Raw genomic sequence first — 17,772 nt, 5'->3', positions numbered from 1 at the left:
ATTAAGTTTCAGCAGTTGCGGTCATCGTTAATATCCGCTAAAACTGCTGTTGCGTTTAGATAACTTAAGATCTTGCAATACGGAGGCTTTGGCTCTGATTGTGATGTTGTAACTTTTGTATTGACCGAATGGCGTCCATCCGACGGACATGTCCCAACAGTGAAGATCTCTGTAGATATTGAATTGGGTCATGGATACCTGCTTTGCCCTGAAATCATATCCGGAGTTAAACTGTACTTTCCATTTTGGAGTCAGATTAAAGTCCCCGTGTACGTTTAGAGTTGCAGTCACAGTAGACTGTAATCCCGGCTTGCTGTATTGAAAACTGAAGGATCCGGCCAGGTTCCATGGAATGTTGAAATCCACAAAGGCATTTGGATTTGAACTGATACGGGCCAGGGCTTCCGCTTGTTCGGGAGTCATATTCTGTACCGTATTACGAAGGGAATCTATATTTTGATTGCGGCTCTTGGAGGCATTGGGATTGAAACTGTAGTCAAAAGAAAAACCAAAACTGGTCAATCGCGCAAGCTTGCCACTCTGAATAGCATATTTGTTGATCTTTGTCCCGAACTTGTCAATGGAATACGGATCTAATGAACCGTTGAAGTTGATATTGATCTTTTCCCCGAAAAGAGCTGTACGACCGGAGAAACTAATCGGAGTAAGTTTGAGGGAGTCTGCTACAAAGTTGTAATTACCACTAAAGGTCAGACCTTGCAGGATCGGGATTTTCTTGACTCCGTTATTGGAGGTGTCACTTTTGCTGAGGATTTTGGCTTCCAGGTTATTATCCACGGAGAATCCGATTCCCATTGATCTTCCTGACCCCGGTGTTCCGTAGATCCCTTTTTCGAAAATAGAATACCGGGATTGTCTGCCGTTTTCGTCAATGAAATTTCTGTAAAACCCGAATGAAGGATCCGAGAAATCGGGTCTGTAATTCAGATTGATAGAGGGCGTAACCACGTGTCTGATGTTCTGTATCTTTCCGATTTTGGGATACATACCGTATATTTTGGTTGATAGACCTGTAGATACGGAGTAATCGTATGCGCGTTTGAATCCTTGTAAGGTATCAGTAACAGGTTTGTATCCCTGAGGCTCATTCTGTAATGACTTGCGGATACTTTGCAAATACCAGCGTTCGGTGTAATTGACACTTGTGTTGAACTGAAAATGTTTGAACGCATTCAGTGAGAGACTGATCGGAATAGAATGTTGAAATCCATTAGAGAATTGCTTGAGTGCTTCTTTTTTAAATAACAGGGAATCTCCGATAGAGATGGAGTTACGCCCCTGTAAACTATAGCCTACGGTAATACGTTGATACCATTTTTGTTCTCCGACACGTTCTTTGCTGTCAAACGGATTGAATGAAGCTACGTTCAGACTGAAGGTCGGTAATTCTAAATCTACACGTCCGGTTGCCATTTCCTGTCTGTGACTGAGACTGGAAGTGAAGTTGACTTTTCCATCAGCGAATACTTTTCCATAACTGATGGATGAGGACATATTATTACGTGTCAGATCGTTAAAATTGTTGACCAGAGCTCCTGTTCTTTTGTAGTAAGTACTACTACCAAAATTAACGGATGCACTGAATGATGTCCCTGGATTTGCTTCCTGACGCTGGGTATGGTTCCACGTGACATTAAATACTTTATCCGATCCGTAATCGTCTGTTCCTTCCACACCGGTCTTAGTCGATGCAAAGCTCAGGTTAAATCCCCCGTTGTATTTATAGTTGACCTTATACTGCGTATTGACGCGTGCTTCCCAGGATCCTTTGGAGAAGATCGTTGCCCGCAATTCGGTATCCCAATAATCATTAAAAGCCAGATACCAGCCGATGTCTCTGATCGTAAATCCCCGGGTTGCATCTTCTCCGAAAGAAGGGAACAGGAATCCGGAAGATCTTTTATTAGGTTTCGGAAAGAAACCGAAAGGAATGGCAACGAATTTGACCGGTATGTTTTCTACAACCAGATAGGTAGGTCCCGCAATGATTTGATTTTTGGTGACAATCCCCTTTGAAATCTGTAATCCGAAGTGTGTATGCGGATAGGGTAAATCACAGGTACTGTACAAACCTTTATATATGGACATCTCGTCGTACATATTTTTCCGCACGACTTTGGCCTGTATGTATCCTCCGTCTACCTCGGTCATAATTCCATAGGTATTACCTTCCTGGGTTTTGTAATTATACGTAAGGGAGTCTACGGATTTGGGTGTTTCATTGGGGAATAATACAACGGGCCTTCCTACGTATTTGCCGTTATGGTCGATGACCCCGCTGGCAAATAGTTCATTCGTATTACGATCCAGACGGATGAAATCGGCAGATAATTCAAAATCCTGATATTTGACCTTTGCACCTTTGTACAGATAGGTTATATTTTTATCAACTTGTGTATACTGGCTGTCTACTGCTACGATGCTGACTGTAGACTGCAGGCCACTTTCATTTTTGACAACTACAGAATCGCGTATACTGTCCTGTGTTACCACTTTTGTTGTATCCGTAATATTTTTTGTAGTATCGCGGATCGTAGACTTCGACGCTTTTGAAGGGGTAGTTTCCTGAGCATAAGCTAAAGAAATACACATTACGAGAAGTAATAAATATGTTAAAAAGTCCGTTAACGCCTTCAAAGTGGATAATGAATATTATTTTTGTGATAAAGATAAACTCTTGGCGACAAAATTAGTCAAAAAAGATGTAGAAAAAACAGGGGTTTTAATGTTAAATAATGCTAAATGAGTTAAATTTGTGTTTAATCACAAATAGCTAGTCAAATTTAAGTTAAATAAAGAGGATACCACATGGACATAAAAAAGATTTTTGGGAGAACAAAATTAATCGCACTATCACTACTTGTTATATTTCTTATTCTGCCATCCACCAATAAATCTCAAAGTAAATCTCCATACAAAATAAAGACTATTGTCATTGATGCCGGACATGGGGGGCATGATTCAGGAGCGAGGGGCCGGGAGACTTTGGAAAAACATATTGCCTTGCAAGTTGCACTGAAATTGGGAAAACTGATTGAGTCCGAGTTGCCGGGAGTCAAAGTATTATATACACGTAAGACAGATGAATTTGTCGAACTTTATAAGCGTATTTATTATGCGAATGATAATCATGCGGATCTTTTTATTTCTATCCATTGCAACTCCGGCGGTATAAGCAGAGTGACGACCCGCAACCGCAAAGGTAAGCGCGTTACTTCATCTGTAACTAATTCCTCGGCTAAGGGAACAGAAACGCTGGTGTCAGGTTACGGAAGATTAGGCGAACAGGATGCTGCTCTTCGTGAGAACGCCTCGCTGTTGCTGGAGTCCAATTACAAAGACAACTACCAGGGTTTTGATCCGAAGGATCCCGAAAGTTATATTGTCTTCTCGTTAATGAAAAACCAATTCCGGGATCAAAGTATTAAGCTTGCCTCTTACATGCAAAATGAATATGTCAAATCTGGACGTACGAATCGTGGTGTTTGGGAAAAGAGTCTTGCGGTACTGGCCAGAGCAGGTATGCCGGCTGTATTGACGGAGATCGGATTTATCAGTAATCCGGATGAAGAACAGTTTATGATGTCAGATTCAGGTCAGAATGAGATTATTAATAACCTGTTGAATGCAATTAAAACCTATAAAAGAAGTGTGGAACGCTAAACAATTAGTATCTTCGACTGTTGTAAGAGATAGTTTTAATTTCTTTTTAGTTTGTAATATAGTACGATTTTGAAAATAGCAAATGAGACCAAAGTAGGGGCATTGACAATTGTTGCCATTGCCTTACTGTTTATAGGATATAGTTTTTTGAAAGGAAATGATGTTTTCAGTAGTGAAAATACATTTTACACGGTATATGGAAATGTGGATGGTCTGGCTGTATCAAAACCTGTAATGGTCAATGGTTATCAGATAGGGCGGGTGTCAAAAATGACACTAATGCCGGATGGACAGATCAGAACAGAATTTAAGATTAAGAAAGAATATGAAATCCCTTCCAATACTGTTGCCCGTATCATGAGTGCAGACCTGCTGGGAAGTAAGATTATCGTTTTTAATCTGGGAAATAGTACCACACTGGCTAATGACGGTGATCCGCTGACATCTGATGTGCAGCAGAATCTGATGGAAAAGGTAGAGCCTTTACAGAAGAAAGTTGAAAATATCGCAGCCCGCATGGACTCTGTACTGGTAGCAGTAAATGCCATTCTGGATAAAGACTTTCAAAAAGACGTGAAGAGAAGTGTACACAGCATCTCTGTTACCATGAAAAATATTGAAGGTATTACCGGAGAGGTCAATGGATTGCTGGGAACTGAAAAGGCGCGTTTGGGAAGAATCATGGCTAATCTGGAATCGATCACGGTTAATTTCAAGAATAACGGTAAGAAACTGGATCATATCATGAACAATCTGGATAATGTGTCTGATCAGATGGCTAAGATCGAAATCAAATCTACAGTAGACAAAGCTAACCAGGCTATGCAGGATGTTCAGGATATAACGAATAAGATCAATAACGGTGATGGTTCTATCAGTCTGTTGCTTAATGATGATAAGTTATATAATAATCTCAACAGTGCTTCTGAGGAATTGGATAATCTGATCAAAGATGTGAAGAATCATCCCGGAAAATATATAAGACTTTCCATTTTCGGAAAGAAGGATACCAAATAATCTTTTGACAGAACTGTTCGGCAATCATGCCTTTTCTTATAGCGTTGTGTTTTGGATATGATTCCTTACAGATGATATAAACAAAAGGTCCCGAAATTTTTTCGGGACCTTTTTTGTGTTTTACAAGGTTTCTTTGAGCCAGCCAAAAAACTCACGTTGCCATACCTGAGCATTATGTCCGGAGAGCACCCAGTGATTTTCGTCCGGAAGATAGACCAGACGGCTTTTTATTTTCTTCAATTGTGCCAGTTGAAACGCAGCTAAGCCCTGTCCGACAGGTACACGGTAGTCTTTTCCTCCCTGAAAAATCAGGATTGGCGTATTCCAGTTGTTGGCATATTCAATAGGATTGAACTGATGATAGGTCTTATCATTTGCCTTATCCCAGTACGGACCACCCAGATCGTGATTGGCAAAAAATAATTCTTCGGTAGTACCATACCAGCTCCGCATATCGAACAGGCCGTTGTGCGCAATAAATGATTTGAAACGGTTTTGGTGTACCCCTGCCAGCATATACACCGAATATCCGCCATAGCTGGCGCCGATAGCTCCGCGACGTGCAGTGTCTACATATTGTTCTTTCGAAATATCATCTATAGCTGCAAGGTAATCCCGTATAGGCTGGCCTCCCCAGTCTTTGGAAATATCGGCATTCCATTTTTCACCCCAGCCCGGCATACCGCGGCGGTTTGGAGCAATCACGATATATCCCTGAGAGGCGATCAGTTGTAAGTTCCAGCGGAAAGAGTAAAATTGAGTCAGTGCGGATTGAGGGCCTCCTTCACAATACAGAATAGTCGGATATTTTTTTGCAGGATCAAAATCCGGAGGATAGACTACCCACGAAAATAAATCTTTACCATCTGAGGTCCTGGTCACACGGGAAGCCACCTTATTGGTATAGATACCGGCATATAACTCATCATTTACAGTTGTGACAGGCTTCAGTTCTTTTTTACTAAGATCATAACGGTACACTTCCGGGGCATGTGTGAGTTTGGTAGACGTTACGATCAGGGCATTATCGCTCTGTCCGACTATGCCTGTTATATCAAACTCTCCTGAGCTGATCTGTTGGATCTGAGGAAATGCTTTCGTCTTTAAATTTGCAGGGACTGTAAGTTCAAATAACTGTACAGTTCCTTTGACAGGAGCCGTAAAATAAATTTTGCGGTTATCCTTACTCCATATAAATGAATTGACTGTCCCGTCCCAGTGTGCGGTAAGATTAAGCCGCTGTGAACTGGATTTGTCAAATAACACAATATCATTTTTATCTGCTTCATAGCCTTCTGTCTTCATGCTTAACCAGGTTAGCATTTGTCCGTTTGGGCTGTAGATTGGGTTTGTATCATAACCGTTCATACCGGCTGTCAGATTAGTCGTCTGTTTGCCGGACAGGTCATAGCGATAGATATCTGTATTGGTGCTGACAGCATAGTCTGTTCCGAATTTTTTCTTTGAGACGTAGAGTACTGCCTTACTATCCGGAGACCATGCGAAATCTTCCGCTCCGCCAAAAGGCATCTGAGGGCTGTAATATGGTTCGTCCTGTAAAAGATCTACAGGTTCTCCGATTACTCCATTATCATATGTCGCTACAAAGGGATGGTTGAATTTTCCATTATTGAAAGTATCCCAATGACGGTAATCCAGATTGTCAAATACGTAGGCATCTGACTTAGGAAGATCAGGATAACGGTCAGGACTGTGGTATTTTTTAATTAATACCGCCTGGCTGAATAAAATATATTTGCCGTCCGGTGAAAATTTAACATTCTCCAGTTCGAGTTCACCCTTAGTAAGCTGCGTTGCCGCACCTCCGCTGATATTTTTTTTCCAGAGCTGACCCTTTAAAAGATAGATTACATCTCCGTTTTCTGCAATATGCACCACCGATTCGCCTCCTTTTTCCTGAGAAAATGGAATTGCTTTTCCTCCGGTTACGGCTACAGAAAAAAGATTTCTCTCCGAACTGTTCTGCTCAAAGTCGTACTGAGATACAGCATAAATAAGTGTTTTACCATCTGCTGTCAGTCCTTCTGCGGATACACGTCCTAACTTCCATAAAACTTCCGGAGTAAGTGCTGTTGTGTTGGATTGATGTGCCATGCGTTGATCGATTAAAGATTTGTCCGTTTTTAACTCCGGCTCTGACTGAGCGAACGTAAGACCCGAAACCGAAACCATAGCTACAGCTAATATATGTTTCTTCATAAATACTAGAATAAATGAACCGCAAGTTACTAAAAGGCTTTAATAACTTAAATAAAACGGCTCATTTATGCGTAAACAGTATATGAATAGCCGTGAGATATATCTTGAAAAAAATCATTGTAATCCTAAAAGGTGTAATAGCCACTCCCTCTGACAGGGAATGGCTAAAATCACATCACTATTAAATTAAACACCCCAATTTTATTTATTATCAAACTGATACCAATTGATCTTTGTGGACAAGCGCATCAGTACAGCCAGTATAACAAACATACCTATGGTGCCGACAATAAGAGAAAGGTCTCGTAATTGCATCAGGACGAATATAAAAATGTAGAACGTACTGAGTATACCTGCAAAGATGGCAGCTGTCTTGTTGTCTTTTGTGACACCCTTTATAAATGCAGCAATCAATCCAACAGTGGCAAGCGCTGCAAGTACATAAGCAATATTAAAGCCCATCTGCTCACTAAGTGCGAGTAACAGCGAGTAAAAGAGAGCCATAGCAGCTCCGATAAGAATATACTGGATAATATGTATGCGTTGTTTTTTTACAATCTCCGTAAATAACAAGGCCGTAAATGTCAGCAGAATGACCAGTATACCATATTTGGCTACCCGTGTTGTTTTCTGGTATTGATTTACTTCCGGTAAGAAATTAACAGATACCATGTCGTCATTGGTCAGCGTCTGTTGTGTATAGGTCGTAGCAGAAGCCGGTTCAGGCATAGTCGTAGCGGCGTACTGGGTTTCCTCTACATCACTGTAAAATTTGTATAATGTTTCTGCAGTACCCGTCCATGATTGGGGCAGTTTGCGGCTAAAGCTTGGGATACTCCATTTTGCGGAAAAATTATTCGTTCCGACTTGTCTGTCTTCCGGAAGAAATGCTCCGTTGAAACTAGGATTAGACCAGTTTCCTGTAATAGAGATGTCAGTCTGTGCTGCCAACGGAAGAAAGTTAAGGGACTTAGATCCTTTCAAATCAAAGGAAATATTGAAATTCTGTTTGCTATCCTTTTCGTTAGCGATGGAAACAGGAGCCGTCAGACTCTGGCTGAAAAGTGTCAGGTTGTTAAAGTCCGGTTCCAGTTCTAATTTCTGATCTTTCCAGCTAAACTGAGGTGTAGCCTTCAGACCTTTGAAATCCTCTACCCCGAATACTACACGAGCCTGATCCCAATTGACATCTGCCGGATCGATCTTTAATTTTGAAAGGTTCAGCGAGTCAAAGTCTCCGGTGATGTTAAGTTTTGTGTTGTACACTACTACCTTATAGATACCTCGTTTGAGTGGTTCTGGACTGACCTTGCTGTCTATCTTGACATGGTTGGGTAGTAAGAAGATCCATTCTGTCACCTTTACCTTTTCGATGACCTTTACTTCTGTATTCTGTACTTTTTTCTCTGAAATCTGATCAGCAATCTTTGTGTACGGGATAGCCAGTACAGGTGTACCTATGACCTGTTGCTTTCCCCATTTAAGTGCGATTTCCGAATTGACTTCCTGTTCGCGGTACTTTCTTTCATCAATAAGTTCGCTGATCCAATGCATAGGAATAAGCATAATCAGTGTAAGTACCAATATCATGATCAGTTTTACAGCGACCGATTGCATGATCTTTTCTAAAAATGAGACTTCTTTAGTTTCCATGATTTTGTGTGTGATAAGGGTGAATAAATTTTATTAAAAGTACTTTGAAATTCAAAGTTAATGGGTAAAAAAATTATTTGTACTGTTGTTTTATTAAATTTTCAAGCGCTGTGAGGTGATTCTCAAATGCTGCTTGTCCTTTAGTCGTCTTTCTGTAACGAGTATTAGGCTTACGATCGATAAATGTCTTGAACACCTCTATATATCCTTCTTTTTCAAGCGTTTTGAGGTTGGAAGCCAAATTGCCGTCTGTGACATCCAGTAACATTTTCAGCGAGCTGAAGTCATACTCGAGATTTGCAACCAGCACACTCATAATCTGTAAGCGGACTTTATTCTCTAATGTTTTATCGTATAAATCTAAGTTGATGTTCACTATTCATATTTTTTATGGACGATAACTCCATAGATAATATGAAGCACACCGAATCCTAAAGCCCAAAAAACAATTCCGTAGCCGGGAAACAGCAAAGCAAGTAATCCTAATCCGATTTCGCAAATTCCCAGCCACCTGATTTCTTTAAAAGTGAAATTTCCTCCTGCCACTAATGCCAGGCCATAAAAGATAAGCAGGGTAGAAGCTACGGCCAGCATCATTCCTCTAGCTATCAGTAGCAATGCAAATATACCTCCTGTCAGCAGTGGCACAGCTACAGCAAACAATAGTGATCTGCTTGTCTGATTCCAGATAGACTGCTGATGAATCTTCGCTTTCCGTTTGGCCATTACCAGACCCGTTGTAATAGAAGCCGCCAATACGAGTACTGCAGTAATTAACAACTTACTTATAATAGAAGGTTCATTGACATAATGATCTCTGTAGCCCATTACACTATCGAAGCCATAGACTTCATAGTAAGCATAAGCGGCACCGATAAGTGCGTATATACCAATAAGGATGCTCGAAATGCCGCTAATGGAAATAAATTTGGTGGATTTTTCCATCAAAGAGCGGATTTGCGCTATATCTTTTATTAAATCTTCTTGCCTCATAAAAGTACTTTGTTTTTCAAAGTAAATGAATAATAATGAATTATGCAAAAAAGTTTTTTGATTTTATTTTAGATTGAAAAAATATTCAAAAAATAGTTGGAAAATACTTGCAGGATATCGTTTTGGTTTCTATCTTTGTGCCACAATAAAAGTCCTAACCGCGGAAGTGGCGTAATTGGTAGCCGCACCAGACTTAGGATCTGGCGCCGCAAGGCGTGGGGGTTCGAGTCCCTTCTTCCGCACTTGATGTCCTCCCGAAAATTAAACATCGGGAGGATTTTTTTTTAAAAAAATAATGCGATTAAACGCTTAGAATAAAGTATGAAAGTTTCTCACAAGAAGATTGACGACATCAACGCTAACATCACAGTTGATTTAGCACCAGAAGATTACAACCCACAGGTTGATAAGGCAATAAAAGATCAGGCTAAAAAAGCTAAATTACCAGGTTTCCGTCCGGGAATGGTTCCTACTGGTCACATCAGAAGAACATACGGTAAATCAATCTTATTTGACGAAGTCAATAAGGTAGTGAATGATAAAATTGCAGAGTATATTTCAGAAAACAAACTGGAAGTATTGGGACAACCTCTTCCTGTTGATGAAGAAGTAAACTACAACTGGGATTTCAAAGATTCATTCAACTTCACATACGAAATTGGTTTAGCACCTGAATTTGAAACTCCTTTCACTAAAGAAACTGAATTCACTGAATACGATATCAAAGCAGATACGGAAACATTAGAGTCTCGTATCAAAAATCTTCGTCGCAGCTACGGAAAAATGACAAATCCTGAAGTATCAGAAGAGGGAGATGTATTGTACGCTACGTTGAAACAAGAAGGTGAAGAAGGTATTGAAAAAACAACATCTGTCCGCACTGATATCATCGAAGACGCTAAGATCAAAAAATCTTTGTCAGGTCTTAAAAAAGATGATTCGGTAAAGATTGATGTGAAAAAAGCATTCAAAGCAGCTGATCTTGCACGTATCCTGGGTATCACTGAAGAAGAAGCGGAAGCAATCGCTCCTGCAAAATTCGAATTGACTGTTAAAAATATCAACCGTCTTGAAGAATCTGAATTGAATCAGGAATTCTTTGATAAATTATTCCCTGCAGGTGAAGTAACTACAGAGGAAGTTTTCAAAGAAAAAGTAACAGAAGAAGTGGAGAACTTGTTCAAACAAAATTCTGCTCAGAAATTGCGTAATGATCTTTATACTTTCGGTATGGAGAAAGTTGACGTGAAATTCCCTGAAGAATTCCTGAAAAGATGGTTGAAAGCAACTAATCCGAATATCACTGAACAAGAGCTGGAAGAAGGCTTTGCTGATTTCATCAATAACCTGAAATGGACCATCATTGAAAACCGTATTGTTACAGCTAACAACTTAGAAGTAAAATACGATGAGGTGATTAATCTTGCAAAAGAACGTATCTACGCTCAGATCAAAATGTATAACATCAATGAAGAGCCTGCTGACGAGCAATTGTCACAATATGCTATTCAGATGTTGCAGGACAGAGAGCAGGCTAACCGTCTTTTCGAAGAAGCTAAAGCTCTTAAGGTATTCGATCACCTGAAAACAGTTGTAAAATTGAAATCAAAGAAAATCGATTACGATAAATTTGAAAAATTAGCATAAGCTTATTTTAATATATACTAAAGCCGGCCTTTCTTACACGAAAGGCCGGTTTTCTTTTGTGATTATATCGGAAAAGTGAACTAAACTTTAGGCCGGTAGAAGCTATAGTTTACATGAAAAGCCGGAGGTTTAACCGATTCATTGTTTATTAAGGGATAGGATTAAGAGTTCGAATTTCCAGACTCGGGTCTTTGAACTTATTTTGTGGATTTTTGTGGTTCTTTTTTCTTAGGCTTTGTTTCTTCTTCAAGGCGTCTCCAGAATAACATGCGTTTAAAGAATTCTGAGAAGCTGTTGAATTCCTGTCTGTAGACCAATCCGGCAGCACTGATATAGTCATTATCCATTCCTAAGAGCAGGAAATTTCGTGTATTAAGACGGTTGGATGCACGCAGGATCAAACTGCCATCTTTACGCAGGCGATAGGAGAGCTCTGCATCTGTCGCAACTTCATTGGAGAATACATTCAGATCGTTGAGTTGCAGATTTCTTCTGTCCGTCACACCTCCCGTAATGACGAGCCTGTCATTAAAAAAGCGCAAGGATGCTGAAGCATCATTAAGCGAACGGATATTGAGATCAAAGAAGTTGATGTTGAGCGATTGGGAAATAATCGTATTCAACTGATTGAAGGCAATTTCCGTTCCTGCTGATAACAATGTATTATTCACTTCTTTTCCAAACTCGGTAGATGATCCCGGTGTGAAGCTGCGCCTTACAATAAGACTCATCGCCTGCTGATTGACATTGTTAGCATCGGTCAGATACCCCTGCAATTCATCATTGATATACGGATCCTGCGGAAAGGTCAGTGCAAAACTTATATCCGGTTTGGTGAGGTTTCCTTTCAGGATCATATCTGCCTGTGCGAGTACGCGCTGATCTCTGGTGGATGAACGGCCGGCAGCATTGTATAGCGGTGCTACTGAAGTTCTTTGCTCATAGACTGCGCTAAGGTTGATAATAGCTTCACTCGGATTCCCTGCCCAACGGATAGTACCGCCTTCTTTCATATCGAAGATCTTATTGATAAAGTCCTGTGCCGTAAAGTTGAATTTGCCGGAACTTACCACATAATCACCGAACATTTCAAAATCACCCAGACTGGATATCTTGAGGTTCAATGCTCCTGTACCTCTTCCTTTTAATGAACCGAGATCTGTCTGCAGATTTACTTCAGCATCGGGTGTGATATTCAGATCCATATTCATGCTTAAGCCCTGAAAGGTGTTCCGATTATTCTTTCTCCGGTTTTCCGATGAATCGGGACTGATAAAGTATATAAAATCGCTCTCCGATACCGTCATCGAACTGTTGAAAGGTATCGTAAACGTTGTATTCTCATTGGATTTGGCCCGTATATCAATTTTCATGGCGGAGGTGAGTCCCTTGAATTTGAATGTTCCTGTGGCATAGGCCGTGCCGTAGTAGAGGTTGTTGTCTTTATACGTGGTATTGAGCACAAGAAAATTCTGCGTGCTGACATCAACATCTATTCGCGGATCCGAAAGTTTATTCAGATCAATATAACCATTGGCTGTTGCTTCGTGATTGTTAGGATCGAATATCTTCAGGTTGTTGAGTACAATATGATTTTTGGATACTTTTACCTCATCGTCCGAAACTCTGTAAGGTGTCTTCAGGTAGTTGACAATAAATGATGCATCCTTGAAATGTGTAGCAGCACTTATCTCCGGCTTGTTGATATAGCCTTTTACACTGATGTCTCCGGAAACAGAACCGTGTAAATCGGAAACCAGATTCCGTAGAAACGGTTGAAATATAATTAAATCCGTATTGACGAGTTTACCAGAGATATCAATAGCATTTTTATCATCACCTATATTATACGTACCATCCAGTTTAAGCTGTTTGTTTATCCCGTCTGCCAGATCAACATCCAGATCGACGAGACTTCCTTCCGGGTTGTAGGTCGCCATCAGTTTCAACTGACCGATCGGCAATCCGTTGTATACGATCGGACTGGTCTTGAGGTCGGCATTGAAGTACGGTTTTTTGAATAAAGAATTGATCTGCAGATTGCCGTTTACTTTACCCTGCATGGCAATACCCATTGGCTTTGTAAAACCGTCCAGAGAGGCTAATCCGAAATTATTGAAAGCAAAGTTGATCTTGTCGTTCTCATCGGACATCGCTCCATCCACTTTGATCTCCTGCTCTCCCTGACTCAGCTTGAGATTTTCCATGTAAACCTTTCCTTTGGAAATCCTGACCTGGGCATCCTGATTGATATTCCATTCTTCCCTGTTGATCTGTACTGTGGAGGGAGAGAAGTTAATGTATGCAGGCTTATTATGTGCAAATAATATATTTCCGTTCAGATCCAGGTAATTTGGAGAAGACTGCTGGGATAATTTGACATTGAACAGCAGACTGTCTTTAGAAAGAATATTAGTCAGATTGATATTGTTGATATATGCGCTGTCAGAAAGATTAAGGCGGTCTGCCGTGATCATTAAAGCCAGAGCTTCCTGATTTGCGTTTTCTTCGATGATCAGATTCGTGAGCTTTATACCGTTATATCTTACAACAGGACTATAGGCCTGAAACTGTGCTGTATAGTCTTCAGAAGAGAAGTTTGCATTGAGGGTTGCACCGTCCTCCAGTGTAAGGTTCGGATCTACGAAAGAGGCAATGGGATTGAATGATTTTACATTCAGAAATAAGTCGAAATTTTGCTTATTGTAAGGTTTTGTTTCAAATCCGATGGCCGGAGCATAACGCATAGCCAGCGATCTGAAATAAGATCCGATCGTCGTAAGATCAATCTCACCCTTCAGGTTTACATCCAATACATCCGAATGTAAAACCAGGTTGCGATCTTCCTGATTGCCGGCTGCATCGAAATCCAGAAAAGCGATATTGAATGTGCCTTTGGAAGTGGTAAAATGAATGTCTTTTGCTTCCAGTTTGCCAATCAGATTATTCAGATTGTCGCCCTGCAGATTAGTGGTGAGGCTTGTATTATGAATATTTATAGTGTCTTTTTTGAAAAGATTGATAGCGAATAGATTGGTGTTTTCTATCTGCGCATTCAGCAGGTAAGAAGGAGAATCCTTTTTCCAGTCTATGTCTGTGCTGAAAGCCAATGTGGCATTGCGATCATTTAATTTGCCGGATATATGTAAAAATTCATCTGCAATATTTCCATCGATGTCCAGCCGGTTATAGGTATAGTCCCTGAATCGTATGCGTTCCAGATGCCCCTTTACATTTAGATCTAATGCTTTGAAGTCTGTTCCTTTTCCGTCAAATGTAAGATCAAATCCGGTTTTTCCAAGATCTTTAACAGGTACTACTGTATTGATCGCAAATTCAGGAGATTGTATATGACCATCATAGGAAAGCCCCCTTTTAAGGTTTATATGACTTTCTGTTTTTAAGTCACCCAATGCTGTTTTAAATGATCCGTTTGCTTTGAAATCATTGTAAAATCCATCAAAACGTCCTTTATATGCTATGTTTTCAAGCTGATGAACGATCTTCGGAAGTTTGAAAGACTTCATATTGCCCAAGAGTGGGATAAGGCTCTCCAAATCCTTAGCATTACTTTTTAGAGAGGTTAAGTTAAATCCAAATACCGTTTTGTTGATTTCCGGTAAACCTTTCACTGTAAAATCTCCCGCAAGTTCAGTATTTCTGCCCATACGCATAAGCGTATTTTTTGCGCGTATATCGGCTACTGTTCCATGAAGATTGGCCTGTGGGATGAGGACATCGAATTGTACATATTTCATGTCTGTAGCAAAGTACTCGATATCTTTAGAAGACACAAAGGAGTTGCGGAAGCGGGCTTTTACACGCACCTTTTCCATGAAATCACTGAAGTCGGCCAGACTGTCGTATTCAAATTTTATATAATCGGTAAGCCTGGACCGGTTGGTCACCAGTTTGAGATCGGTAAATTCCATCCTCTTTTTCCCGTAGAAGGCCTTGGTAGAAAGTTCCTTGAGATGTAGTCCTGATTTCTCCTGCAGACTGAGCTTATGGATAACGGCACTCATGGAACCTGAATCTAATCTGATCTGATCAAATGTGCCGGATAATGCTGTGATATCCAGATTTCCGTAATCTACCCCGTATTTATAATGCTTTTTTGTGTTGTTGACGATTTTCAGATGATTGTTTTCCAGGATAACACTCTGCAGAACCAGATCCATCTTTTTAGAAGGTTTCTTTTTTTGTTTCTTCTTAGGGGAGAAGTAGTTAATAAGAAAAGAAAAATTGGTGCTGTCCTTGTATATTTCAAAATCAATGAACGTGTTTTTGGAATAGATCTTTTCAACGGTGATCTTATTCTGCCAGAGTTCCGTGAGTTTCAGATCTGCATCTATCTGCTCTGTGTAGAGAATGGTCTGTCCGATACTGTCATTTATTTTGAGGTCCTGAAGTACGAGGGATGAGAATGGTTTAAAGTAGATGCTTTTGATGGTGATAGAGGCGTTTAATTCTTTGCTAAGGTAGGAGGCTGCTTTTTTAGCCAGATAGGTCTGGACGGGTTTGTATTGCAAAGAGAATACAAATAAGGCAAGCAAGACAGTAATGCCTGCAAGTGTGATCAGCGTTATTTTAATTATTTTTTTGATAACTTTGTATCCTATTTAAAAGTTACTTCTTTAGCTATGGCCATTATTTTGGGTATCGAATCTTCCTGTGATGAAACATCAGCATCCATATGTATAGACGGTGAAATTAAGTCAAATATTATTGCCGGACAGGCTGTTCATGCAAAATACGGAGGTGTAGTTCCGGAACTTGCATCACGTGCGCACCAGCAAAATATCATTCCGACGGTAGATCAAGCTATACGTGAAGCAAAAGTACACAAAAATGAGATAGATGCAGTAGCTTTTACGCGCGGCCCCGGATTATTAGGGTCTCTTTTGGTCGGTACTTCGTTTGCGAAGTCTTTCGCATTGGCCCGAAATATTCCATTGATTGATATCAATCATATGCAGGCGCATATTTTAGCTCATTTTATCGAAGATCCAAAACCTTCTTTTCCATTTCTATGTCTTACTGTCTCCGGAGGTCATACACAGATCGTGTTGGTAAAGGACTACTTTGATATGGAGTTGCTGGGAGAAACGTTGGATGATGCTGCAGGAGAGGCTTTTGATAAGACAGCCAAGATTCTGCAACTTCCTTATCCCGGAGGTCCGCTGGTTGATAAATATGCACAGGAAGGCAATCCGGATGCTTTTTCACTTCCTGAACCTCAGATTGCTGATCTGAATTTTAGTTTTTCAGGACTCAAAACGGCTATTCTCTATCTTGTACAGAAACATGAAAAGGAAAATCCTGATTTTCTTCAGGAAAATCTTAAAGATGTATGTGCCTCTGTTCAGGCCAGAATTGTTTCTATATTATTGAATAAAGTCAAAAAAGCCGCAAAGCAGACAGGTATCAAAGAGATAGCAATTGCAGGCGGAGTATCCGCTAATTCGGGACTGCGTAGTGCTTTGTTAGCAATGGGGGAACGGTATAAGTGGAATGTATTTATCCCTAAATTTGAATATTGTACTGATAATGCTGCAATGATTGCTATTGCAGGATATCACAAATATCTTAAGCAAGATTTTGTAGGTCAGGAAGTAGCGCCTTTAGCGCGTTTGCATCTGTAGGCGCTATTTCCTGATTTATTTTAGAAAGGGGCTGAATAGCCATAGGCTTCTTTGGCCACAACAAATGCACCAGCCTTTTCTTTCAGATAGGTTATATTATAGCCCTCTGCTCCCATATCCGAAAGGACGAGTTCTATATTATCCTTATAAACGAATGCATACAGGATGTCGATGTAATCCATATTGAAGTCTCCTCCGTCATCTACACGCCAGGTACTCATATCATCGTATTTAGCTTTATATTCCCGAGTGATTGTCTTTCCAGGGGCTGAATATACCAATACCGCCAGAGCCGAATCATTTTTCACTTCAAATTCGACAATACTGATCAATGTTTTTTCGTCAATCTGAGCTATATTTTTGAAGTTTTTAACCTTACGATTCTTCTCAGCTACTAATTTCTGAACAGCAGCAGGCATTGTACCTGCATCTTTTGCGGCATGGGGGATCAGTACTTTTCTGGAAGAAAGAAAAGCGTTGTCTGTCAGTACAACTGCGGTAGCAGAAGATGTCAATTTGTTTTCTTTTAGTTGATAAAGAAAACCTGCACTTTTATCAAAATTATCGGCTGTCTGTCTTCCGTTGTCACCATCAGTAGATTTCTGAAATCCTTTATATTGAACCGGAAATCCTTTTCCCTGATCATTAAGTACAAGATCGTATTGCTCCGGATGAGGAAGAGAATCCTGTTCCAATGTAAGAATATGCTTGCCTAAGGAGTCTAAAAAACCAAAGGCAATGACATCTTCTGTACTGGAAGTAACGATGCTGTCTTTTGCAGAGCTGTCTGTTGTTGTGTTGTCCGTTGTTTTTTGTTTTTGCTGGCACCCGAAAGTAAGAGATGCTGCAACTATTATTAAAGTGAATTTTATTGATTTCTTACGCATAAATGTAATGTATAGGGCTAAAATAG

The 17,772-nt window shown here is 40.2% G+C and carries 11 protein-coding genes and 1 tRNA gene; 5 read left to right on the top strand and 7 right to left on the bottom strand.

Annotated elements, in window-relative coordinates; translation table 11 throughout:
* Positions 1 to 27 precede the first annotated feature (27 nt).
* Positions 28 to 2,613, bottom strand: a complete 2,586-nt coding sequence (locus I6J03_RS04885) for a putative LPS assembly protein LptD (RefSeq protein WP_003012343.1) — start codon at positions 2,611 to 2,613, stop codon at positions 28 to 30.
* 216 nt (positions 2,614 to 2,829) lie between these two features.
* On the opposite strand from I6J03_RS04885, the gene I6J03_RS04880 reads away from it, so the two are divergent.
* Both I6J03_RS04880 and I6J03_RS04875 read left to right on the top strand, forming a co-directional pair.
* A complete protein-coding gene (locus tag I6J03_RS04880) occupies positions 2,830 to 3,684 on the top strand; it encodes an N-acetylmuramoyl-L-alanine amidase family protein (protein ID WP_003012344.1) in 855 nt (284 codons plus the stop codon).
* A 69-nt stretch (positions 3,685 to 3,753) separates the two neighbouring features.
* A complete protein-coding gene (locus I6J03_RS04875; protein ID WP_003012345.1) occupies positions 3,754 to 4,701 on the top strand; it encodes an MlaD family protein in 948 nt (315 codons plus the stop codon).
* A 120-nt stretch (positions 4,702 to 4,821) separates the two neighbouring features.
* Here the strand turns inward: I6J03_RS04875 and I6J03_RS04870 are convergent, their stop codons facing one another.
* From I6J03_RS04870 to I6J03_RS04855, 4 genes are all read right to left on the bottom strand, one after another.
* Positions 4,822 to 6,921: a S9 family peptidase gene (locus I6J03_RS04870; protein ID WP_003012346.1), complete on the bottom strand. Its 2,100-nt coding sequence runs from the start codon at positions 6,919 to 6,921 to the stop codon at positions 4,822 to 4,824.
* 201 nt (positions 6,922 to 7,122) lie between these two features.
* Positions 7,123 to 8,574: a cell envelope integrity protein CreD gene (gene creD, locus I6J03_RS04865; protein ID WP_003012347.1), complete on the bottom strand. Its 1,452-nt coding sequence runs from the start codon at positions 8,572 to 8,574 to the stop codon at positions 7,123 to 7,125.
* A 73-nt stretch (positions 8,575 to 8,647) separates the two neighbouring features.
* On the bottom strand, positions 8,648 to 8,950 hold the full coding sequence (locus I6J03_RS04860; RefSeq protein ID WP_002996645.1) for a winged helix-turn-helix domain-containing protein: 303 nt from the start codon (positions 8,948 to 8,950) through the stop codon (positions 8,648 to 8,650).
* Positions 8,950 to 9,567, bottom strand: coding sequence for a hypothetical protein (locus I6J03_RS04855; RefSeq protein ID WP_003012348.1), 618 nt, complete (start codon positions 9,565 to 9,567; stop codon positions 8,950 to 8,952). The genes I6J03_RS04860 and I6J03_RS04855 overlap by 1 nt, the downstream gene beginning before the upstream one ends.
* Before the next feature lie 160 nt (positions 9,568 to 9,727).
* Between I6J03_RS04855 and I6J03_RS04850 the strand changes: the two genes are divergently transcribed.
* Positions 9,728 to 9,809, top strand: a tRNA-Leu gene (locus I6J03_RS04850).
* A 79-nt stretch (positions 9,810 to 9,888) separates the two neighbouring features.
* Positions 9,889 to 11,214: a trigger factor gene (gene tig, locus I6J03_RS04845; protein ID WP_003012349.1), complete on the top strand. Its 1,326-nt coding sequence runs from the start codon at positions 9,889 to 9,891 to the stop codon at positions 11,212 to 11,214.
* A gap of 197 nt (positions 11,215 to 11,411) precedes the next feature.
* On the opposite strand, the gene I6J03_RS04840 is transcribed toward tig, so the two are convergent.
* A complete protein-coding gene (locus I6J03_RS04840; RefSeq protein ID WP_003012350.1) occupies positions 11,412 to 15,770 on the bottom strand; it encodes a translocation/assembly module TamB domain-containing protein in 4,359 nt (1,452 codons plus the stop codon).
* Positions 15,771 to 15,857: 87 nt separating this feature from the next.
* On the opposite strand from I6J03_RS04840, the gene tsaD reads away from it, so the two are divergent.
* Positions 15,858 to 16,859, top strand: a complete 1,002-nt coding sequence (tsaD, locus tag I6J03_RS04835; protein WP_201694180.1) for a tRNA (adenosine(37)-N6)-threonylcarbamoyltransferase complex transferase subunit TsaD — start codon at positions 15,858 to 15,860, stop codon at positions 16,857 to 16,859.
* Between the two features lie 20 nt (positions 16,860 to 16,879).
* On the opposite strand, the gene I6J03_RS04830 is transcribed toward tsaD, so the two are convergent.
* Complete coding sequence (locus tag I6J03_RS04830) at positions 16,880 to 17,746, bottom strand: hypothetical protein (RefSeq protein WP_003012353.1); 867 nt, start codon at positions 17,744 to 17,746, stop codon at positions 16,880 to 16,882.
* Between the last annotated feature and the right edge of the window lie 26 nt (positions 17,747 to 17,772).

It is taken from the genome of Sphingobacterium spiritivorum (genome assembly GCF_016724845.1).
GTDB lineage: Bacteria > Bacteroidota > Bacteroidia > Sphingobacteriales > Sphingobacteriaceae > Sphingobacterium > Sphingobacterium spiritivorum_A.
The sequence above is the reverse complement of the archived record's forward strand: the minus strand, read 5'-3'. Positions and strand labels throughout refer to the sequence as shown.